Genomic DNA, 16,845 nt, shown 5'->3' on the forward strand with positions numbered 1-16,845 from the left:
TCGCAGCCGGTGAATCCCGGCGCCGCACTTGCGCCGGGCCGGCGGAGCACCGATATCCGGGAGACGTGCCTGGTCGTTTCACCGACGATGCCGCGCTTGCGCACGAAAAGGCACCTTCCATGCAGGACGAATCCGTCGTTTCCGCCCCGGTCCGGGCTTCCTGGGACGGCAACCGCATGCTGTTCGAGATCGCCTGCGGGGACGACCGGATCGCCTGCGCGATCTCGCGCGGCGCGTTGCAGGACCTCAGCGAGCATCGCCGCTTCCGCCCGGCCGAGCTGATCGACTGCTTCGCGAAGTACCGGCCGCGGATCGAGGCGCTGGCACTGGCCAAGTACCGGGCACGTTCGAAGAGCAATGTCGGGCGCGTGCACATCTGGGCAGAGGACATCGAGGGGCCGCCCGCGGGTCTGCCGCGCGCGGCGCCCCGGACCGCCTCCCGGTCCGTGCCGTGACGCAGGCGCGCCCCGATCCGAAGGCGGAGCTGGAAAGATGGCAAAAGGTCAGAAGCGCAGCGGCCGCGAGCCGAAGAAGCCCAAGAAGGCGAAGCCCGCGCCGGCCCAGGTGACGTTGGCCGCCGGCAAGCCCGTCATCAAGACCAAGGCGGAAAGGGACTGAACGGGGCATCCCGCTTTCCCGTACCCGCATGGATGCATGATGGGGCGGCCCGCCCGGGGTGTCCCGTGTGCGTGGACCATGGATCGACGGCAGCGGGGGGTGGCGGTCCGGGCGGCCGGCGATGCCGCGACGGGAGGCCACCGATGACGATCCGGATCTACGCCGCCTCATCCGACAGCACGACGCGCGACGTGTGCGCCCTGATCCGCAATTCCGGCGCGGAGCCGGTGGTGGTCGACTGGCGGCAGGCGCCGCCGGAGCGCCGGGTCGTGGCCGAGCTGATCCGGCGCATGGACCTGCCGGTCCATGACCTGCTGGACGGCCGCGCCGCCGACTACGAGCGGCTCGGTCTCGACGATCCCACCTGGACCGACGGGCAGCTGCTCGACCTGATCCTGTACGATCCGTCCCTGATCTACGGTCCCATCGTGGACACACCGCTCGGCGTGCGCCTGTGCCGGCCGGCCGAGGTGGTCCTCAGCCTCCTGCCGGAGCCGCAGGTCGGGGCTTTCCGGAAGGAGGATGGCAGCCCGGTGATCGACGCGAAGGGCCGGCGGGTGGACGGTGAGGCGCCGGGATGACGGCCGGACGGGGCGCCTGCCGGCCGCATCAGGCCGCGACCTCGTCGGTGACGACGCTGAACCCGGCCAGCGTGCAGGGGCCGAAGGTGGTGGCGATCGCGACGTCCGTGGCGTCGCGGCCGCGTGCCATCAGGATGCGGCCGATGCGGGGCTGGTTGTTGCGTGCATCGAAGGTGTGCCACGCGCCGCCGAGATAGGCCTCGAACCATGCCGCGAAGTCGGGCACGCCCCAGGGCTGCGGCGTGCCCATGTCGCCCAGGTAGCCGGTGCAGTAGCGCGCCGGGATGTTTAGGCACCGGCACAGCGCGACGGCGAGGTGCGCGTAGTCGCGGCAGACGCCCTGCCGGCCGTCATGGGCCTCCCGGGCCGAGCGCGTGGCGTCGGCCCTCTGGTAGTCGAACCCGATGCGGTCGTGCGCGTAGTCGCAGACCGCCTGCACGCGTTCCCATCCCGGCGGCGTGTTGCCGAACAGCGTCCAGGCCAGGTCGGACAGGCGGTCGGTATCGCAGTAGCGGCTGCCCAGCAGGAAGACCAGCACCTCGTCCGGCAGCTCGGGAACCGGCGTCTCCGTCGCGGCCGGGCTGACCGGGTCCGGCAGGCCGCCGTCACGGATCAGCAGCGTCGTCGAGATCGTCAGGCGGCCGGCCGGGGCGAGGAGACGGGTGCAGACGTTGCCGAAGCCGTCGGTGTACTCCGTGGCGCCCAACGGGGCGCCCAACGGGGCGGCCAGCGGCGGATCGAAGCGGGTCCCGCCCTGCTCGACGAGGTCCGGCACGCGGGAGGGATGGAGGCTGACCATCAGCAGCATCGGCGTCGGTTGCGGGCAGTCGTAAACGATCTGGTAGCCGGCGCGGATCAGCATGGATGGTAGTCTCTCCGGTGCGGCGCGACCCCTTGGAGGGCGGCCGGAACGAGTCGGTTGGGAGGAAAGCGGCCCAGTCCTGATCCCGCCGGGCCGGCGGGCGGAACGGCGCGGGATGGTCGCGCCACACGTGGCACGATGGCGGCCGAGATGGCTCGCCGGCGTGATGAGCCGTGCCGGTGGGAGGCCAGGGATGGGGTGAGGCGCCGTGTGCGGCCACGTTCACCGCAGCGTGCCGGCACCGTAGCATGCCGGAAGGCGCCGCGGTTGCGGCACGTGTATCACGAAAGCGGAACGGCCGAATCGCGGAAGGGATCCCGGGGAAGCCGCCGCGCATCGTGGCGCGACGGCCATCGTGACCGCGCGGTCGATTCCGGCGAGGCGGCCGGCGCCTGCATGGCATCCGCCTTGCACCGGCGCCGCCGCCGGGCCGGGCGCCGAACCGCCCGGCGCCACCGACGAAGGACCGCACGATGCCGCGCTGGCTGAGAATAGCCCTGCTTTGCCTCGCCCTGGCGCCGCCGCCGGGGGCGGCCCGCGCCGAGACGGTGCTGCGCGCGGTGCTGGAGGCCGAGATCGTCACACTCGACCCGTATTTCAGCCCTGCCTACATCACGCGCACCTTCGGCTACATGGTGTTCGACACGCTGTTCGCCCCGGACAGCCGCGGCGACTTCCAGCCGCAGATGGTGGGAAGCTGGGCGGTCTCCGACGACCGGCTGACCTGGCGCTTCACGCTGCGCGAGGGGCTGCGCTTCCACGACGGCGCGCCGGTGACGGCGGCGGACGTGGTGGCCTCGCTGCGCCGCTGGTCGCAGCGCAGCGCGCTGGGCGGGCGGCTGATGGCGGTGACGGCCTCGCTGGAGGCGGCGGACGCGAAGACCTTCGTGCTGACTCTGCGCGAGCCCTACGGGCTGGTGATCGACACGCTGGGCACCACCTCCAGCCCGACACCCTTCATCATGCCCGAGCGGCTGGCGCGCACGCCGGCGATGCAGGCGGTGCCGGAGATCGTGGGCTCGGGGCCGTTCGTCTACAGCCGCGCCGACCACCGCACCGGCGACCGCATGCTGCTGCGCCGCAACGCCGCCTACGTGCCGCGCTCCGAGCCCACCGACTTCCTCGCCGGCGCCAAGGTGGTGAAGGTGGACGCGCTGGAGATCCGCGTGGTGCCGGACGGCGCCACCGCCGCCGCCGCGCTCCAGCGGGGCGAGGTGGACTACATGCAGTACGCGCCCTTCGACCTGATCCCGGCGCAGCAGCGGGACCGGAACCTGCGCGTGCTGGGCTTCACCGGGCCGCACATGTTCATCGGCCACTACCGCTTCAACTTCGTGCAGAAGCCGTTCGACGACCCGGCCATCCGCCGCGTCGCGCAGATGGTGGTGGACCAGCAGGAGGTGCTGGACGGGCTGGGGCTGGACCGCCGCTTCTCCGAGCCGTGCGATTCCTTCTTCATCTGCGGCTCCCCCTTCGCGACGCCCAACCCGGCGGCGCCGACCGACCACGCGATCGAGGCAGCGCGCGCGGCGCTGCGGGCGACGGGCTACCGCGGCGAGCCGGTGGTGGTGATGGCGGCGCAGGACCTGGAGGCGCCGCGCGTCGCCGCCACCATCATCGCCGACCGGCTGAAGCGCGCGGGGTTCAACGTCGATCTCCAGGCGGTGGACTGGGGGACGCTGCTGCAGCGGCGGGCGAGCCGGTCGGGGTGGAACCTCTACGCGGTGCACGCGCTCGGGCTCGACCTGCAGTCGCCGCTGACCAATTCGGTGATCAACTTCACCTGCCAGGATTCGCCCGGCGCCGGCTTCGGCTGCGACCAGCGCCTGCCGCCGCTCTTCGCGGAATTCGCCCGCGCGCCGACGCGCGAGGCGCAGCGCGCCGTCGCCGACCGCATCCAGGCGGTGGTGACGGCGCAGGCGATGGGCGTGCCCTTCGGGCAGTTCGCGCAACCCGCTGCCTACCGCGCCAACCTGACGGGGCTGATTCCCTCCGCCATCCCGATCTTCTGGCAGGTCGAGAAGAAGTAGGCCGCTCATCATGTACGACGTCATCGTGGTGGGGGCCGGCTCCGCCGGCGCCCCGCTGGCCGCCCGCCTCTCCGAGGATCCCGGCCGCCGCGTGCTGCTGCTGGAGGCGGGGCGCGACTGGCGCGCGGCGGAGGCGCCGCACGCGCTGCGCTCGGCCAACATCGTGCCCTTCATGTACGACCGCGCGCATCAGGAGGCCTGGCAGTGGCCGGGGCTGCTGTCGCGGCGGACGAAGGCGCAGGAGCCGCGCTTCTACTGGCGCGGCAAGGCGCTGGGCGGCAGCTCGACCGTGAACGCGCAGATCGCCATCCGCGGCGTGCCGGCCGCCTTCGACGCCTGGGCCGAGGCGGGGTGCGAGGGCTGGGCCGCCGCCGACGTGATGCCGCTGTTCGACATCATCGAGGACGATGCCGATACCGGCACGGCACCCACCGGCACGGTGCCCGGCGTGCGGCGCGGCGGGCCGCTGCCGGTGTACCGGGCGCCGTTCTCCGAGTGGGGCGCCGTGGATCTCGGGCTGCGCGACGCGGCGCTGGCCTGCGGCTACCCGTGGAAGCAGGACCTCAACGCGCCGACCGGCGAGGGCGTCTCCTGCAACCCGATCAACAGCCGGAACGGGCTGCGGGTGACGACCAATGACGGCTATCTGGAGCCGGCGCGGGGCCGGCCGAACCTCGCCATACGCGGCGAGGCGCTGGTGGACCGGGTGGTGGTCGAGGACGGGCGCGCCGTGGGCGTGCAGGTGCGCTTCGGCACGGGTGAATGGGAGGTGGTGCGCGGGCGCGAGGTGGTGCTGTGCGCCGGCGCCATCCACAGCCCGGCGATCCTGTGGCGTTCCGGCATCGGGCCGGCGGCGGCATTGCAGGGGCTCGGCATCCCGGTGCTGGCGGACCTGCCGGCGGTCGGGCGCCACCTGATGGACCACCCGATCCTGCGCGCCTCGCTGGCGCTGAAGCCCGAGCACCGGGCGCGCGGGGCGGATGCGCGCCACACCAATTGCTGCGTCACCTACAGCAGCGGGCTCGGCGGCGGCGGCGAGCGGGACATGATCCTGATCGCCTACAACCACCGCCTCGGCACCGGGCCCGAGCCGGGGCCGGGCGGCGCGATCGGCGCCGCCGTCTACGACGCCTTCTCGCGCGGGGAGGTGACGCTGGCCAGCGCCGATCCGGAGGCCGACCCGGTGGTCGAGGAGAACATGCTCGACGACCCGCGCGACCGGCTGCGGATGCGCGACGCGGTGCGCCGCCTCGCCGCGCTGGCGGCGCAGCCGGCGCTGGCCGGGCTGTGCGAGGGGGTGACGATCGGGGATTCCGACCTCTCCCCGGCCGAAGCGGCGGCGCTGCCGCCGGAGGATCTGGACGCGCTGCTGCTGCGCGAGGTGGGCGACATCCAGCACGCCGCCGGCACCTGCCGCATGACCGCGCACGAGGACCCGCGCGGCGTGGTGGACCCGGATCTGCGCGTGCGCGGCATCGACGGCCTGCGGGTCTGCGATGCCTCGATCATGCCGGCGGACTGCCGGGCCAACCTGCACTTCACCTGCGTGATGATCGGCGAGAACCTGGCGCGTCGGATGCGGGCGGGCTGAGCGCGGTACGGCCGTGGCGGCCCGGCGCAGACAGGGCCGGCGCGGGCAGCGGCGGGCGGGTGACGGGGCGGCAGCACGGGGCGGCGGCACGGGGCGGCGGCGTGGGGGGCGGAGACGCGCAGGCGCCACCGCACCGGCTGGAGGAGGAAGACCCGCCGCCCCCCTTCCCGGCGGGCAGGAGCGGCACCGGCACAACTCGCGTCGTGTCAGCCATGTCATGTTCCGGCAGGCAATGTGTGGATCGGGCAACAGTCTCCATTCCCGGACGCAAATGCGAATCATAGTCATTTACTGAGCCGTCCAAGCGTGATTGTTGCGCCTTCCAACCCAGGAAGCGCGCGCCGCCCATGATCCGCCCGACCACCCATCGCGCCGCCCTGCTGCTGGCCGCCGCCTTCGCCCCGGCCATGCTGCCGGCGGCGCGGGCCGAGGAAGCCCAACCCGCCCGGCTGGCCCAGGCCGATACCGGAACGCCCGCCGGTGCCGGCACGGCCAGCGCCACGGTGCTGCCGGAGGTGGCGACCCAGGCGCGCGGCAACCGCTCCTCGCTGGAGCCGACGCCGGGCTTCGTGGCGCCGGCCAGCATCGCCGGCGGCAAGGTGGACACGCCCCTGGTCGAGACGCCGCAATCCATCTCCGTGGTGACGCGCGACGAGATCGACGCGCGGCAGGCGCAGACGGTGGGCGAGGCGCTGCGCTTCGTGCCCGGCATCCGCACCGAGCCCTACGGCCCCGACAACCGCTACGACTGGTTCACCCTGCGCGGCTTCCAGGCGCAGGAGAACTCGATCTTCCTCAACGGCCTGCGCTACCAGTTCGGCAGCCTGGTGGGCATGCTGGAGCCCTACGGCATGGAGCGCATCGAGGTGGTGCGCGGCCCGACCTCGGTGCTCTACGGGCAGATCAACCCGGGCGGCCTCGTCAACCTCGTGCAGCGGCGGCCGACCGACACGGCGCAGGGCGAGGTGCGGCTCTCTGCCGGTACGCAGAACCGCGTGCAGGGCGCCTTCAACACCAGCGGGCCGCTGACCGCGGACGGGCGCTGGTCCTACAGCCTGACCGGGCTGTTCCGCGACAGCGGCACGCAGGTCGACTTCGTCAAGAACGACCGCACCTACATCGCGCCCGCGCTGACCTTCCGCCCGACGGACGACACGCGCATCACGCTGCTCGCCTACTACCAGCGCGACCTGACGCATGGCGACGAGTTCCTGCCGGCGCTGGGCACGCTCTACCCCTCGGTCTACGGTCGCATCCCGACCTACCGCTTCTCGGGCAACCCGAACGGCGACCACTTCAACCGCACGCAGTACGGCGTGGGCTACGAGATCGAGCACCGCTTCAACGACGTGTTCACGGTGCGCCAGAACGCGCGCTTCGGGCACACGGACTACGACTGGCAGCAATTCTACGGCATCGGCAACGTGCCGGGCACGGCCGGGCGGCTGCTCTACCGCTTCCCGTTCCAGCAGGGCAACACGCTGGAATCCTTCCAGGTGGACAACCAGGCCGAGGCGCGCTTCGCCACCGGCCCGGTGCGCCACACCGTGCTCGCGGGCGTCGACTACGCGCACAGCTTCTACGCCACGCGCTTCGCCACGGCGCCGACCGACACGATCGACCTCTACAACCCGGTGTACAGCACGCCGGCGCCCTCGCGCTTCAGCCTTTCCTCCGCCTCGCGCCAGATCGGCGACCAGGTGGGGCTGTACGCGCAGGACCAGCTCCGCCTCGACCGCTTCGTGATGACGGTGGGGCTGCGGCAGGACTGGGCCGACCTCGGCACCTTCAACCGCGTCACCACCGCGCGCACCTCGCAGGACGATTCGAAGCTCACCTGGCGCGCCGGCCTCACCTACCTGTTCGACAGCGGCGTCGCGCCCTACTTCTCCTACGCCACCTCCTTCCAGCCGCAGATCGGCGTCGGCTACTACGGCCAGACCTACCGGCCGACCACGGGCGAGCAGTACGAGCTGGGCGTGAAGTACCAGCCGCCGGGCCGGCGCAGCTTCGTGCAGGCGGCGATGTTCCAGCTCACCCAGCAGAACGTGCTGACCACCGACCCGGGCAACAACCTCAACCAGGTGCAGACCGGCGAGATCCGGGTGCGCGGCGTGGAACTGGAGGCGGTGGCGAACCTCACGCCCGGGCTGAACGTGCGGGCGCAGTACACCTACCTCGACCCGACCATCACCCGGAGCAACGTGGCGGGCGAGCAGGGGCGGCGCCCGAACGGCATCCCGATGACCACCGCCGGCGCCTATGCCGACTACCAGTTCGGCGAGGGGCGCGGCGTGCTGAGCGGCGTCGGCCTGGGCGGCGGCGTGCGCTTCGTCGGCAACACGCCGGCCGGCAACACGCATGTCGCCATCGTGCCCTCGGTGACGCTGTTCGACGCCTCGCTGCGCTACAGCCTCTCGGCGCTGAACCTCGGGCCGCAGCTCGACCGCGTCTCGATGCAGGTCAACGCCTCCAACCTGTTCGACAAGCAGTACGTGGCGAGCTGCGGCTCGCTCTCCTCCTGCTTCTGGGGGCTGCGGCGGACCGTGATCGGCTCGCTGGTCTACCGGTGGTGAGGCGGCGCGGGGCGGGGGGCGGCGCGTGACCGCCCCCGGCGCCGCCGGCCGGCCGCGCCGTGCCGGACAGCGGCACGGCGGGGGCGGCGAGGCGCGCCGTGTCTGGCTGGCGCCGGCGACGCTGGCGCTGCTGAGCCTGGTCGGCCTCGTCTCGGCGCTGCTGGGCGACGAGGTGTGGGACGTGCTTTCCTGGGGCGCGCTGAGCGTGCCGCTGGCCACCATCACCTGGTACGCGCTGAAGCGCTGACGCCGCTGCCCGAGCCCGGCCCGCGCGCGGTGGCGCCGCGCGCGGGCCGGGCTCGGGCAGCCACCCGCCACGGGGCGCGGGGCCGCCCCCGGCCCGCGATCCGCGGCTTCCTCGACGGCCGGGCCCGCGCCCGGCCCGGCGCCATCCGGGGACGGAAACGCATGCGGGCACGCACCATCAGGGTCTGGTCGCGCATCCACACCTGGACCAGTCTCGTCTGCACGGTGTTCCTGCTGCTGCTCTGCCTGACCGGCCTGCCGCTGCTGTTCCACCACGAGATCAACCACCTGCTCGGCCATGGCGTGGAGCCGCCCGCCATGCCGGCCGGCACGCCGCGCGCCGATCTCGACCGCATGGCGGCGGCGGCCGCGGCGCGGCGGCCGGGCGAGGTGGTGCAGTACGTGATCTGGGACCCGGAGGAGCCGGACAGCCTCTACTTCTCGATGGCGCCGACCGTGGCATCGCCGCCCACCGAGATACGCGGCGTGGTGGTGGATGCCCGCACGGCGCTGGTGCTGGACGAGCCGCGCGACCAAGAGGGCTTCGTCTGGCTGATGCTCCGGCTGCACACGGACCTGTTCGCCGGGCTGCCGGGCAAGCTGTTCATGGGGGCGATGGGCCTGCTCTTCGTGCTCGCCATCGTCTCGGGCGTGGTGCTGTACGCGCCGTTCATGCGCCGGCTGGATTTCGGCACGGTGCGGCGCGACCGTTCCCGCCGGGTGCGCTGGCTCGACCTGCACAACCTGATCGGCGTGGCGACGCTGTGCTGGGCGCTGGTGGTGGGAGCCACCGGGGTCATCAACACCTGGGCCGACCTCATCATCAGGCTGTGGCAGCGCGACGAGCTGGCGGAGATGGTGGCGCCCTATCGCGGCCTGCCGCCGCTGGAGCGGCCCGGCTCGCTGGAGCGGGCGGTGGCGGCGGCGCAGGCGGCGGCGCCGGGAATGAAGCCGGCCTTCGTGGCCTTTCCCGGCACGGCGTTCAGCAGCGGGCACCACCACGCCGTGTTCCTGCGCGGCGCGACGCCGCTGACCAGCCGGCTGCTGACGCCGGCGCTGGTGGACGCGCAGACGGGGAGGCTGACCGAGATGCGGTCGCTGCCCTGGTACGGGGTGATGCTGTTCGTCTCGCAGCCGCTGCACTTCGGGGATTACGGCGGGACGCCCTTGCGGGTGATCTGGGCGCTGCTGGACGTGGCGACGATCGTGGTGCTGGGGAGCGGGCTGTACCTGTGGGTGGCGCGGCGGCGGCGGCCGATGGGAATGGCGGGGGGAGGCGGACAGGGCGAGCCGCCGCGCGGCGCCCGGCAGCCGGAGGCGGGTGCCGTGGAGGATCGGGAGGCGGGCCGGGTTTGACAGGCGCCGGCAGGCGGTGGGAGCCTGCCGGCAACGAACACGTCCGAGAGAGAAGAATCATGCGGAGACGCGACGTCCTCGGCGCGGCCGGCTCGGTCGTGCTGGGCGCCGGCACGGCCCGGGCCCAGCAGAGCCAGGCCCAGCAGAGCCTGGCGCAGCAGAACCGGCCGCTGCGCATCGCCGTGACCAACGACATGTCCGGCCCCTACGCCGCCAATGCCGGCACCGGCAGCCGCACCGCGATCCAGCTCGCGATCCGCGACATGAACGGCCGCGCCGGCGGGCGGCCGGTCGAGCTGGTCGCGCTCGACCACCAGAACAAGCCGGACCTCGCCTCCTCGCTGGTGACGCGCGCCTTCGACGTGGACGGGGTGGAGGCGGTGTTCGACATCGCCAATTCCAGCCTCTCCCTCTCGATCCAGGAGATCGCCCGGCCGCGTGGCAAGGTGGTGATCCATGTCGGCTCCTCGCATGACGGGCTGTACGGGAAGCAGTGCTCGCCCACCTCGGCGCTCTGGCTCTACGACACCTACAGCCTGGCGCGCGGGCTGACGCGGACGCTGGTGGAGGCGGGCGGCGACACCTGGTTCTGCATCGCCGTGGACTACACCTTCGGCGTGGTGATGCAGCAGGAGGCGGAGCGCACCCTGGCGCAGCTCGGCGGTCGCATGCTGGGGACGGTGCGCCACCCGCTGGGCGCCACCGACTTCTCCTCCTACCTGCTCTCGGCCAGGGCGAGCCGGGCCAAGGTGATCATGCTGGCCAACGCCTCGGCCGACACGATCAACGCCATCAAGCAGGCGCACGAATTCCGCATGCTGGGGCAGGGGCGAGAAGCTCGCCATCCCGATCTTCTACGCCAACAACATCAAGGCGCTCGGGCTGGAATCGGTGCAGGGGCTGCAATACCTCGAAGGCTACTACTGGGACCGCGATGACCCCTCCCGCGCCTTCGCCCGCCGCTTCGGCGCGGAGGAGCGCGGGGTGATGCCGGGACAGATCCATGCCGGCTGCTACAGCGCGGCGCTGCACTACCTGCGGGCGGTGGAACGGATCGGCAGCAGCGACGGGCTTTCGGCGATGCGGGCGATGAAGGCGGCGCCGCTCGACGACTGCTACGCGCCCGGCGCCCGCATCCGCAAGGACGGGCGGCTGATGAACGACATGATGCTGGTGCGGGTGAAGACGCCGGCCGAGAGCCGCGGCGAATGGGACCTGGTGGCGATCGAGCGGGTGGTGAAGGCGGCGGACATCGTGCGCCCGATGGCGGATGGCGGGTGCCCGTTCCTGGACCCGCGGCCGGGCTGAGCAGGGAAGCAAGCAAGCAAGGAAGCGCCGGGGGCGAAGCCCCCCGGACCCCCCGTTCGGTTTCGCGCCTCGCGCGTCGCAACCGTCGGGATGCAAACGAAGAGAGGTCCAGGAGGGCTTCGCCCTCCTGGTGGATGGGGTCCGGGGAAGGCGAAGCCTTCCCTGGCCGGAGGGGTACGGGGAGGGCGGAGCCCTCCCCGATGAGCGAGGCGGGGTACGGGGAGGGCGAAGCCCTCCCCGATGAGCGAGGTGGGGTACGGGGAGGGCGGAGCCCGCCCCGGCGAGGCGCGTGCCGCTACTCCGCCGCCACCACCTCGCGCCGCTTCTCCCGGCGCAGCATCCGCCCGAGCCGGCCTTCGAGGCCATCCATATAGGTATAGGCAACGGGCACGAAGACGAGGCTGAGCAGGGTGGAGGTGATCAGCCCGCCGATCACCACCAGCGCCATGGGCGAGCGGAACTCGCTGTCGGCGCCGACGCCGGCCGCGATGTGGGCCATGCCGGCGCACATGGCGATGGTGGTCATCACGATCGGCCGGGCGCGCTTGCGGGCGGCCTCGCGGATCGCGTCGAAGCGGCCCAGGCCCTGCTCGCGCCGGGCCAGGATGGCGTACTCGACCAGCAGGATGGAGTTCTTGGCGACGATGCCCATCAGCATCAGCACGCCGATCACCGCCGAGACGCCGAGCGCCTTCTGGGTGATCAGCAGCGCCATCAGCGCGCCGCCGATCGAGAGGGGCAGGGCGGACATGATGGTCAGCGGCTGCAGGAAGCCGCCGAACAGCAGCACCAGCACGAGGTAGACCATCAGCACGCCGGCCGCCATCGCCATGGCGAAGCCGCCGAACAGCTCGCGCATGATCTCCTTGTCGCCCGCCTCGCGCTCGCGCACGCCGTCGGGCAGGTGGTGCATGATCGGCAGCGCCTCGACCCGGCGGATGGCGTCGCCGAGCGGCATGCCGTTCAGTTCCGCCTCCACGGTGGCCTTGCGGATGCGGTCCATGCGGTCGATCTGCGAGGGGCCGGCGCCGTGGCGGATCTCGGCCACCGCGTCGAGCGGCACCGCCATGCCGCCGCGCCCCTCGACGCGCAGCATGCGGAGCTGGCCGAGATCGGCGCGCGCCGCCTCGTCGAGCATGACGCGGATGTAGATCTGCCGGTCGGGCAGGTTGTAGCGCGCCAGCATCTGGTCGATGTCGCCGGTCGTCGCGATGCGCGCCGTGGCGGCGATGGCGGCGACCGAGACGCCGAGCTCGGCGGCGCGGCCCTCGCGCGGGACGATCTGCAATTCGGGCCGGGCGAGGGCGGCGGTGGAGCGGGCGCCGGCGAGGCCGGGGATGGCGCGCATCTCGCTTTCCAACTGCCGCGCGGCGCCGGTCAGCGCCTCGGAATCGTTGCCGACCAGCGTGATCTGCAGGCGCGAGCCGCTCTGCCCGTCGGCGCCGAAGCGGACGCGGGCGCCGGGGATGGCCTCCAGCAGCGGCCGGGTGGCGGCCTCGAATTGCTGCTGGCTGACGCGGCGCTCGCCGCGCGGCTTCAGCGTGACGGTGAGGTTGGCGGTGCGCGGGTCGCCGGCGCGGGTGGTGTTGCCCATCATCGGGCCGCCCTGCGTGCCGCTGTTGGCGGTGCCGAGCGAGGCGAAGACGGAGACCACCTCGGGCCGCGCGCGCAGGATGCGGGTCGCCTCCTGCACCACCTTCTCCGTGTCGGCCAGGGTGGCGCCGGGGGCCAGCTCGATCGAGAGCGCCGAGCGGCCGCGGTCGGCGCCGGGCACGAAGTCCGACGGGATCAGCGGCGTCAGCGCCACCGAGGCGGCGAAGAAGCCGATGCCGCCGAGCAGGGTGAGCAGGCGGTGGCGCAGGCACCAGTCGAGCAGGCCGAGGTAGCGGCGGCCGACCGGGCCCGACATCTCACGCTCCGCCTCGGCGCCGGGCCGGTCGCGCAGGAGGTAGGCGCCGAGCAGCGGCGTCAGCAGGCGCGCGACGACGAGCGACATGGTGACGGCGGCGGCGACGGTCAGCCCGAACTGGCGGAAGAACTGCCCGGGGATGCCGGGCATGAAGGCGACGGGGACGAAGACGGCGAGGATCGCGGCGGTGGTCGCGACCACGGCGAGGCCGATCTCGGCCGAGGCGTCGAGCGCCGCCCGGTAGGCGCCGGCGCCGGGGTTGGCGCGGAGATGCCGCACGATGTTCTCGATCTCGACGATGGCGTCGTCCACCAGCACGCCGACCACCAGCGTCAGCCCGAGCAGGGTGACGTTGTTGAGCGAGTAGCCCAGCAGGTACATCACGAGGAAGGTCGGGATCAGCGAGAGCGGCATGGCCAGCGAGGCGATGGCGGTCGCGCGCCAGTCCCGCAGGAACAGCCAGACCACCAGCATGGCGAGGCCGGCGCCGACCAGCAGCGCCTCGATCGCGGCGTGGTAGCCGGCCAGCACGAAGGTGACGGTGGAGGCGACCTGGCGCAGATCGACGCCGGGGTGTGCCGCGGCGAGCTGGCGCGCCATGGCGGCGACGCCCTCGGCCACCGCGACCTCGGAGGAGCCGCGCGTGCGCATCACCTCGAAGCCCACCACGGGACGGCCGTCGAGGCGGGCGGCGGTCCGGACCTCGGCGGTTGCGTCGGTGATCTCGGCGAGGTCGGAGAGACGCGCCATGCGGCCGCCGGGCAGGGTGATGCTGCGCGCGCGCAGCGCCTCGACCGAGAGGGCCGAGCCGATGGTGCGGATCGACTGCTCGCCGCCGCCGAGCGTGCCGCGGCCGCCGGGGAGGTTGATGTTGAGGTCGCGAAGCTGCGCGTTCACCTGGTTGGCGGTGATGCCGAGCGCCAGCAGCCGGTCGGGGCGCAGCGCCACGCGGATCTCGCGCTGCACGCCGCCGACGCGGTTGACCGAGGCGACGCCGGGGATGGAGAGCAGCGCGCGGGTCACCGTGTCGTCCACGAACCAGGAGAGCTGCTCGTCGGTGAGGTGCGGCGCCGCGACGGTGTAGGTGACGATGGCGCCGCCGGTCGCCTCGATCCGGGAGATGATCGGGTCGCGGATGCCGGCGGGCAGGTCGGCGCGTATCTGCGCCACCTTGTCGCGCACGTCGTTGGTGGCGCGGTCCACGTCCATGCCCATCACGAACTCGATCACCGTGGTGGAGGCGCCGTCCACCACGGTGGAGTGGATGTGCTTGATGTCGCTGAGCCCGGCGACGGCGTCCTCGACGCGGCGGGTGATCTGCGTCTCCAGCTCCGAGGGCGCGGCGCCGGGCTGCATGACGGTGACGACCACGGCGGGCAGGTCGAGGTCCGGCGTGTTGTTGATGCGCAGCATCGGGAAGGTGACCAGCCCGCCCAGCGTCAGCAGCAGGAACAGCACGGTGGTGGCGACCGGGTTGCGGATCGCCCAGGCCGAGATGTTGCGGTGCTCGGCGGGCTGGGGAAGGGGCTGGGGGGCGCGGCTCATCGGCGCGATTCCGGCGGGGGGCTGCGGGGAATGCTCGGCGTGTGAAGAAATCGAACCTGCGAAAGAATGCCCGTTGAAGAGACCCGTCTTTTTCGGCCGGTTTCAACGCTGACGGGCATTCTTCCGCAAACGCTCAGTCGGCGCTCGCCGGCGGGGCGAGGCGCACCCGGTCGCCGTCGGCGAGGAAGCCGGCGCCGGCCACCACCACGCGCTCGCCCGGGGCGAGGCCGTCGGTCACCGCCACGAAGCCGTCGCGCCGGGGGCCGGTGGCGAGGCGGCGCAGCGCCACGCGGTCGGTGCCCTCGGGGAGCACGAAGGCGGCGGGGGCGCCGTCGCGCACCACCACGGCCCCCTGCGGCACGGCCAGGGGCGGGGTGCCGCCGGTGGCGGCCGCGCCGGCATCCGGGATCGTCGCGGGTATCGTGCCCTGGGCGAACATGCCCGGCCGCAGCGCGGTGCCGGCGGGCAGGGCGACGCGCACCAGCCCGAGCCGGGTCTCGGCCGCGACGACCGGCGCGACCAGCCGCACCGAGGCGTCGATCGCCTGCTCGCCATGGGTGACGCGCACGCGCTGCCCGGGCTGGACGCGGGCGAGGTCCAGCTCCGGCACCCGCATCTCCAGCTCCAGCCGGCCGTCGCGCACCAGCCGCGCCACCTCCTGGCCGGTGCCGATAATCGAGCCGAGCAGGGCGGCGCGGCGCGAGACGATGCCGTCGGTGGGGGCCACGATGCGGGTCTGGGCGAGGCGCGCCGCCGCCTCGTCGCGCCGGGCGCGGGCGGCGAGCAGGCGCGCCTCGGCCTGGCGCTGGACGGACTGGCGCTGGTCCAGCGTGGCGCGCGGGGTGTTCTGGGTGCGGGCCAGCTCCACGGCGCGGGCCAGCTCGGTGCGGGCGATGTCGAGGGCGGCGGCGGCCTCGGCCTGCGCCGCCTCGGCCTGCGCCGCCTGCGCCGCGAGCACGCTGTCGTCGAGGCGGGCGAGGAGCTGGCCGCGGCGCACCGCGTCGCCCTCCTCCACCGCCATCTCCACCACGCGCAGGCCCCCCAGCTCGGCGCCGATGGTCAGCTCCTGCCACGCCACCACGGAGCCGTCGCCCACCACGTCCCGCACCATGGCGCGCGGCGCGGCCGGGGCCACGGTGACGGTGAGGGCGGGCGGCGCGGCGTCCGGGACGGGGGCGGGAGGCGGCGCCGCGCCGCGCGGCAGGCCGAGCTGGTGCGCCGCCAGCAGGCCGCCGCCGGCCAGCACCAGCAGCGCCAGCGCGGCCAGGACCGGCCGGCGGCGCGGCCGCGTTGCCGTGGCGGGGGCGGAGGCCGCGGCGGCGTGTGGGCTGTCGAACATGACGGACCGATCCCATGCTACCGACCGTGTGGTCAGCAAGTGTCGCCTTATCCGTCATTACCGACCGTGTGGTCAACAGTGCGGATAGACGGTATGACGAAGGTGTGCGCCCCCCCGGCTCCGCGCCGGCCGGGGCGGGCAGGAGGGCCGGGCGGGAGAGGGATGTGCGGCGGATGCGAGGTCAGGGGGAGGCGGCGGAAGGCCCCGGGGTGGCATCGCCGCGACGGCAGCGCCTGCGGCCGGATGTGCGCCTGCCGCAGATCCTGGACGCGGCGGTCGAGGAGTTCGCGGTGCGGGGCTATGCCGGGGCCAGCATGACCGCCATCGCGGGGCGCGCCGGCGTCGCCAAGGGGCTGCTCTACCACTACTTCCCGGCCGGCAAGGCGGACCTGTTCCGCGCCGCGGTGCGGTCCTGCGTGCAGCCGGCCTTCGCCGAGGCGGAGGCGATCCTGGCGAGCCGCGCGGGATCGCGGCGCGCGCTGCTGCGGGCGCTGGTGGACATGGCCTATGCCCGCCTGACCGGCCAGCCGCGCGACCAGGTGCTGTTCCGCCTGATCGTCAGCGAGGCCGACCGCTTTCCCGAGATCGCGGAATTCTACCAGGCGGAGGTACTGTCGCCGACCTTCGCGCTGGTACGCGCCGTGCTGCGCGCCGGGGTGGAGTCGGGGGAGTTCCGCCCCGAGGCGCTGGAGCAGCCGGGCCTGCCGCAGGTGGTGCTGGCGCCGGTGCTGATGGCCTCGATCTGGCGGATGATGCTGGGCGAGGCGCGCAGCCCGGACCTCGATGCGATGCGCGACGCGCACGCGGATCTGCTGGTGCGGGCGCTGTCGGCCTGAACGCCTGTCCGGGTGGCCGGCGGCGGGATGGCGGGCGATTCGTCGTGC

14 protein-coding genes are annotated in these 16,845 nt (G+C 73.3%); 11 read left to right on the forward strand and 3 right to left on the reverse strand.

The window, feature by feature from the left end:
* Positions 1-119 precede the first annotated feature (119 nt).
* From M0638_RS02030 to M0638_RS02035, 3 genes are all read left to right on the forward strand, one after another.
* Complete coding sequence (locus M0638_RS02030) at positions 120-455, forward strand: DUF1488 family protein (RefSeq protein ID WP_248665284.1); 336 nt, start codon at positions 120-122, stop codon at positions 453-455.
* 37 nt (positions 456-492) lie between these two features.
* Positions 493-618 (forward strand): hypothetical protein, encoded by a 126-nt coding sequence (locus M0638_RS28700; protein ID WP_282571787.1) that lies wholly within the window; start codon positions 493-495, stop codon positions 616-618.
* A 143-nt stretch (positions 619-761) separates the two neighbouring features.
* Positions 762-1,199 carry an ArsC/Spx/MgsR family protein gene (locus M0638_RS02035; protein ID WP_248665285.1) on the forward strand — a complete coding sequence of 146 codons (438 nt, stop codon included), beginning with the start codon at positions 762-764 and terminating at the stop codon, positions 1,197-1,199.
* Positions 1,200-1,227: 28 nt separating this feature from the next.
* Here M0638_RS02035 and M0638_RS02040 read toward each other — a convergent pair whose 3' ends face one another.
* Positions 1,228-2,061 carry a transglutaminase-like domain-containing protein gene (locus M0638_RS02040; protein ID WP_248665286.1) on the reverse strand — a complete coding sequence of 278 codons (834 nt, stop codon included), beginning with the start codon at positions 2,059-2,061 and terminating at the stop codon, positions 1,228-1,230.
* A gap of 473 nt (positions 2,062-2,534) precedes the next feature.
* Here M0638_RS02040 and M0638_RS02045 point away from each other — a divergent pair, with 473 nt between their 5' ends.
* The 7 genes from M0638_RS02045 (at position 2,535) to M0638_RS28710 (ending at position 11,168) form a co-directional block, all read left to right on the forward strand.
* Positions 2,535-4,091 carry an ABC transporter substrate-binding protein gene (locus tag M0638_RS02045; RefSeq protein WP_248665287.1) on the forward strand — a complete coding sequence of 519 codons (1,557 nt, stop codon included), beginning with the start codon at positions 2,535-2,537 and terminating at the stop codon, positions 4,089-4,091.
* Between the two features lie 10 nt (positions 4,092-4,101).
* Positions 4,102-5,682: a GMC family oxidoreductase gene (locus M0638_RS02050; protein WP_248665288.1), complete on the forward strand. Its 1,581-nt coding sequence runs from the start codon at positions 4,102-4,104 to the stop codon at positions 5,680-5,682.
* A gap of 347 nt (positions 5,683-6,029) precedes the next feature.
* On the forward strand, positions 6,030-8,258 hold the full coding sequence (locus tag M0638_RS02055; RefSeq protein ID WP_248665289.1) for a TonB-dependent siderophore receptor: 2,229 nt from the start codon (positions 6,030-6,032) through the stop codon (positions 8,256-8,258).
* Between the two features lie 25 nt (positions 8,259-8,283).
* Positions 8,284-8,505, forward strand: a complete 222-nt coding sequence (locus tag M0638_RS02060) for a hypothetical protein (protein WP_248665290.1) — start codon at positions 8,284-8,286, stop codon at positions 8,503-8,505.
* A gap of 161 nt (positions 8,506-8,666) precedes the next feature.
* On the forward strand, positions 8,667-9,860 hold the full coding sequence (locus M0638_RS02065) for a PepSY-associated TM helix domain-containing protein (protein ID WP_248665291.1): 1,194 nt from the start codon (positions 8,667-8,669) through the stop codon (positions 9,858-9,860).
* 59 nt (positions 9,861-9,919) lie between these two features.
* On the forward strand, positions 9,920-10,798 hold the full coding sequence (locus M0638_RS28705) for an ABC transporter substrate-binding protein (protein ID WP_282571788.1): 879 nt from the start codon (positions 9,920-9,922) through the stop codon (positions 10,796-10,798).
* On the forward strand, positions 10,752-11,168 hold the full coding sequence (locus tag M0638_RS28710; protein WP_345892971.1) for an ABC transporter substrate-binding protein: 417 nt from the start codon (positions 10,752-10,754) through the stop codon (positions 11,166-11,168). Before M0638_RS28705 ends, M0638_RS28710 begins: the two co-directional genes overlap by 47 nt.
* Positions 11,169-11,463: 295 nt before the next feature.
* Here M0638_RS28710 and M0638_RS02075 read toward each other — a convergent pair whose 3' ends face one another.
* Positions 11,464-14,622, reverse strand: coding sequence for an efflux RND transporter permease subunit (locus tag M0638_RS02075; protein WP_248665292.1), 3,159 nt, complete (start codon positions 14,620-14,622; stop codon positions 11,464-11,466).
* A 133-nt stretch (positions 14,623-14,755) separates the two neighbouring features.
* Positions 14,756-15,961, reverse strand: a complete 1,206-nt coding sequence (locus tag M0638_RS02080) for an efflux RND transporter periplasmic adaptor subunit (protein WP_248665293.1) — start codon at positions 15,959-15,961, stop codon at positions 14,756-14,758.
* 209 nt (positions 15,962-16,170) lie between these two features.
* Here M0638_RS02080 and M0638_RS02085 point away from each other — a divergent pair, with 209 nt between their 5' ends.
* The gene (locus M0638_RS02085) at positions 16,171-16,797 is read left to right on the forward strand and encodes a TetR/AcrR family transcriptional regulator (RefSeq protein ID WP_248665294.1); all 627 of its coding nucleotides are present in this window, start codon (positions 16,171-16,173) and stop codon (positions 16,795-16,797) included.
* Positions 16,798-16,845 lie beyond the last annotated feature (48 nt).

It is taken from the genome of Roseomonas acroporae (genome assembly GCF_023223525.1).
Classification (GTDB): Bacteria; Pseudomonadota; Alphaproteobacteria; order Acetobacterales; family Acetobacteraceae; genus Roseomonas_E; species Roseomonas_E acroporae.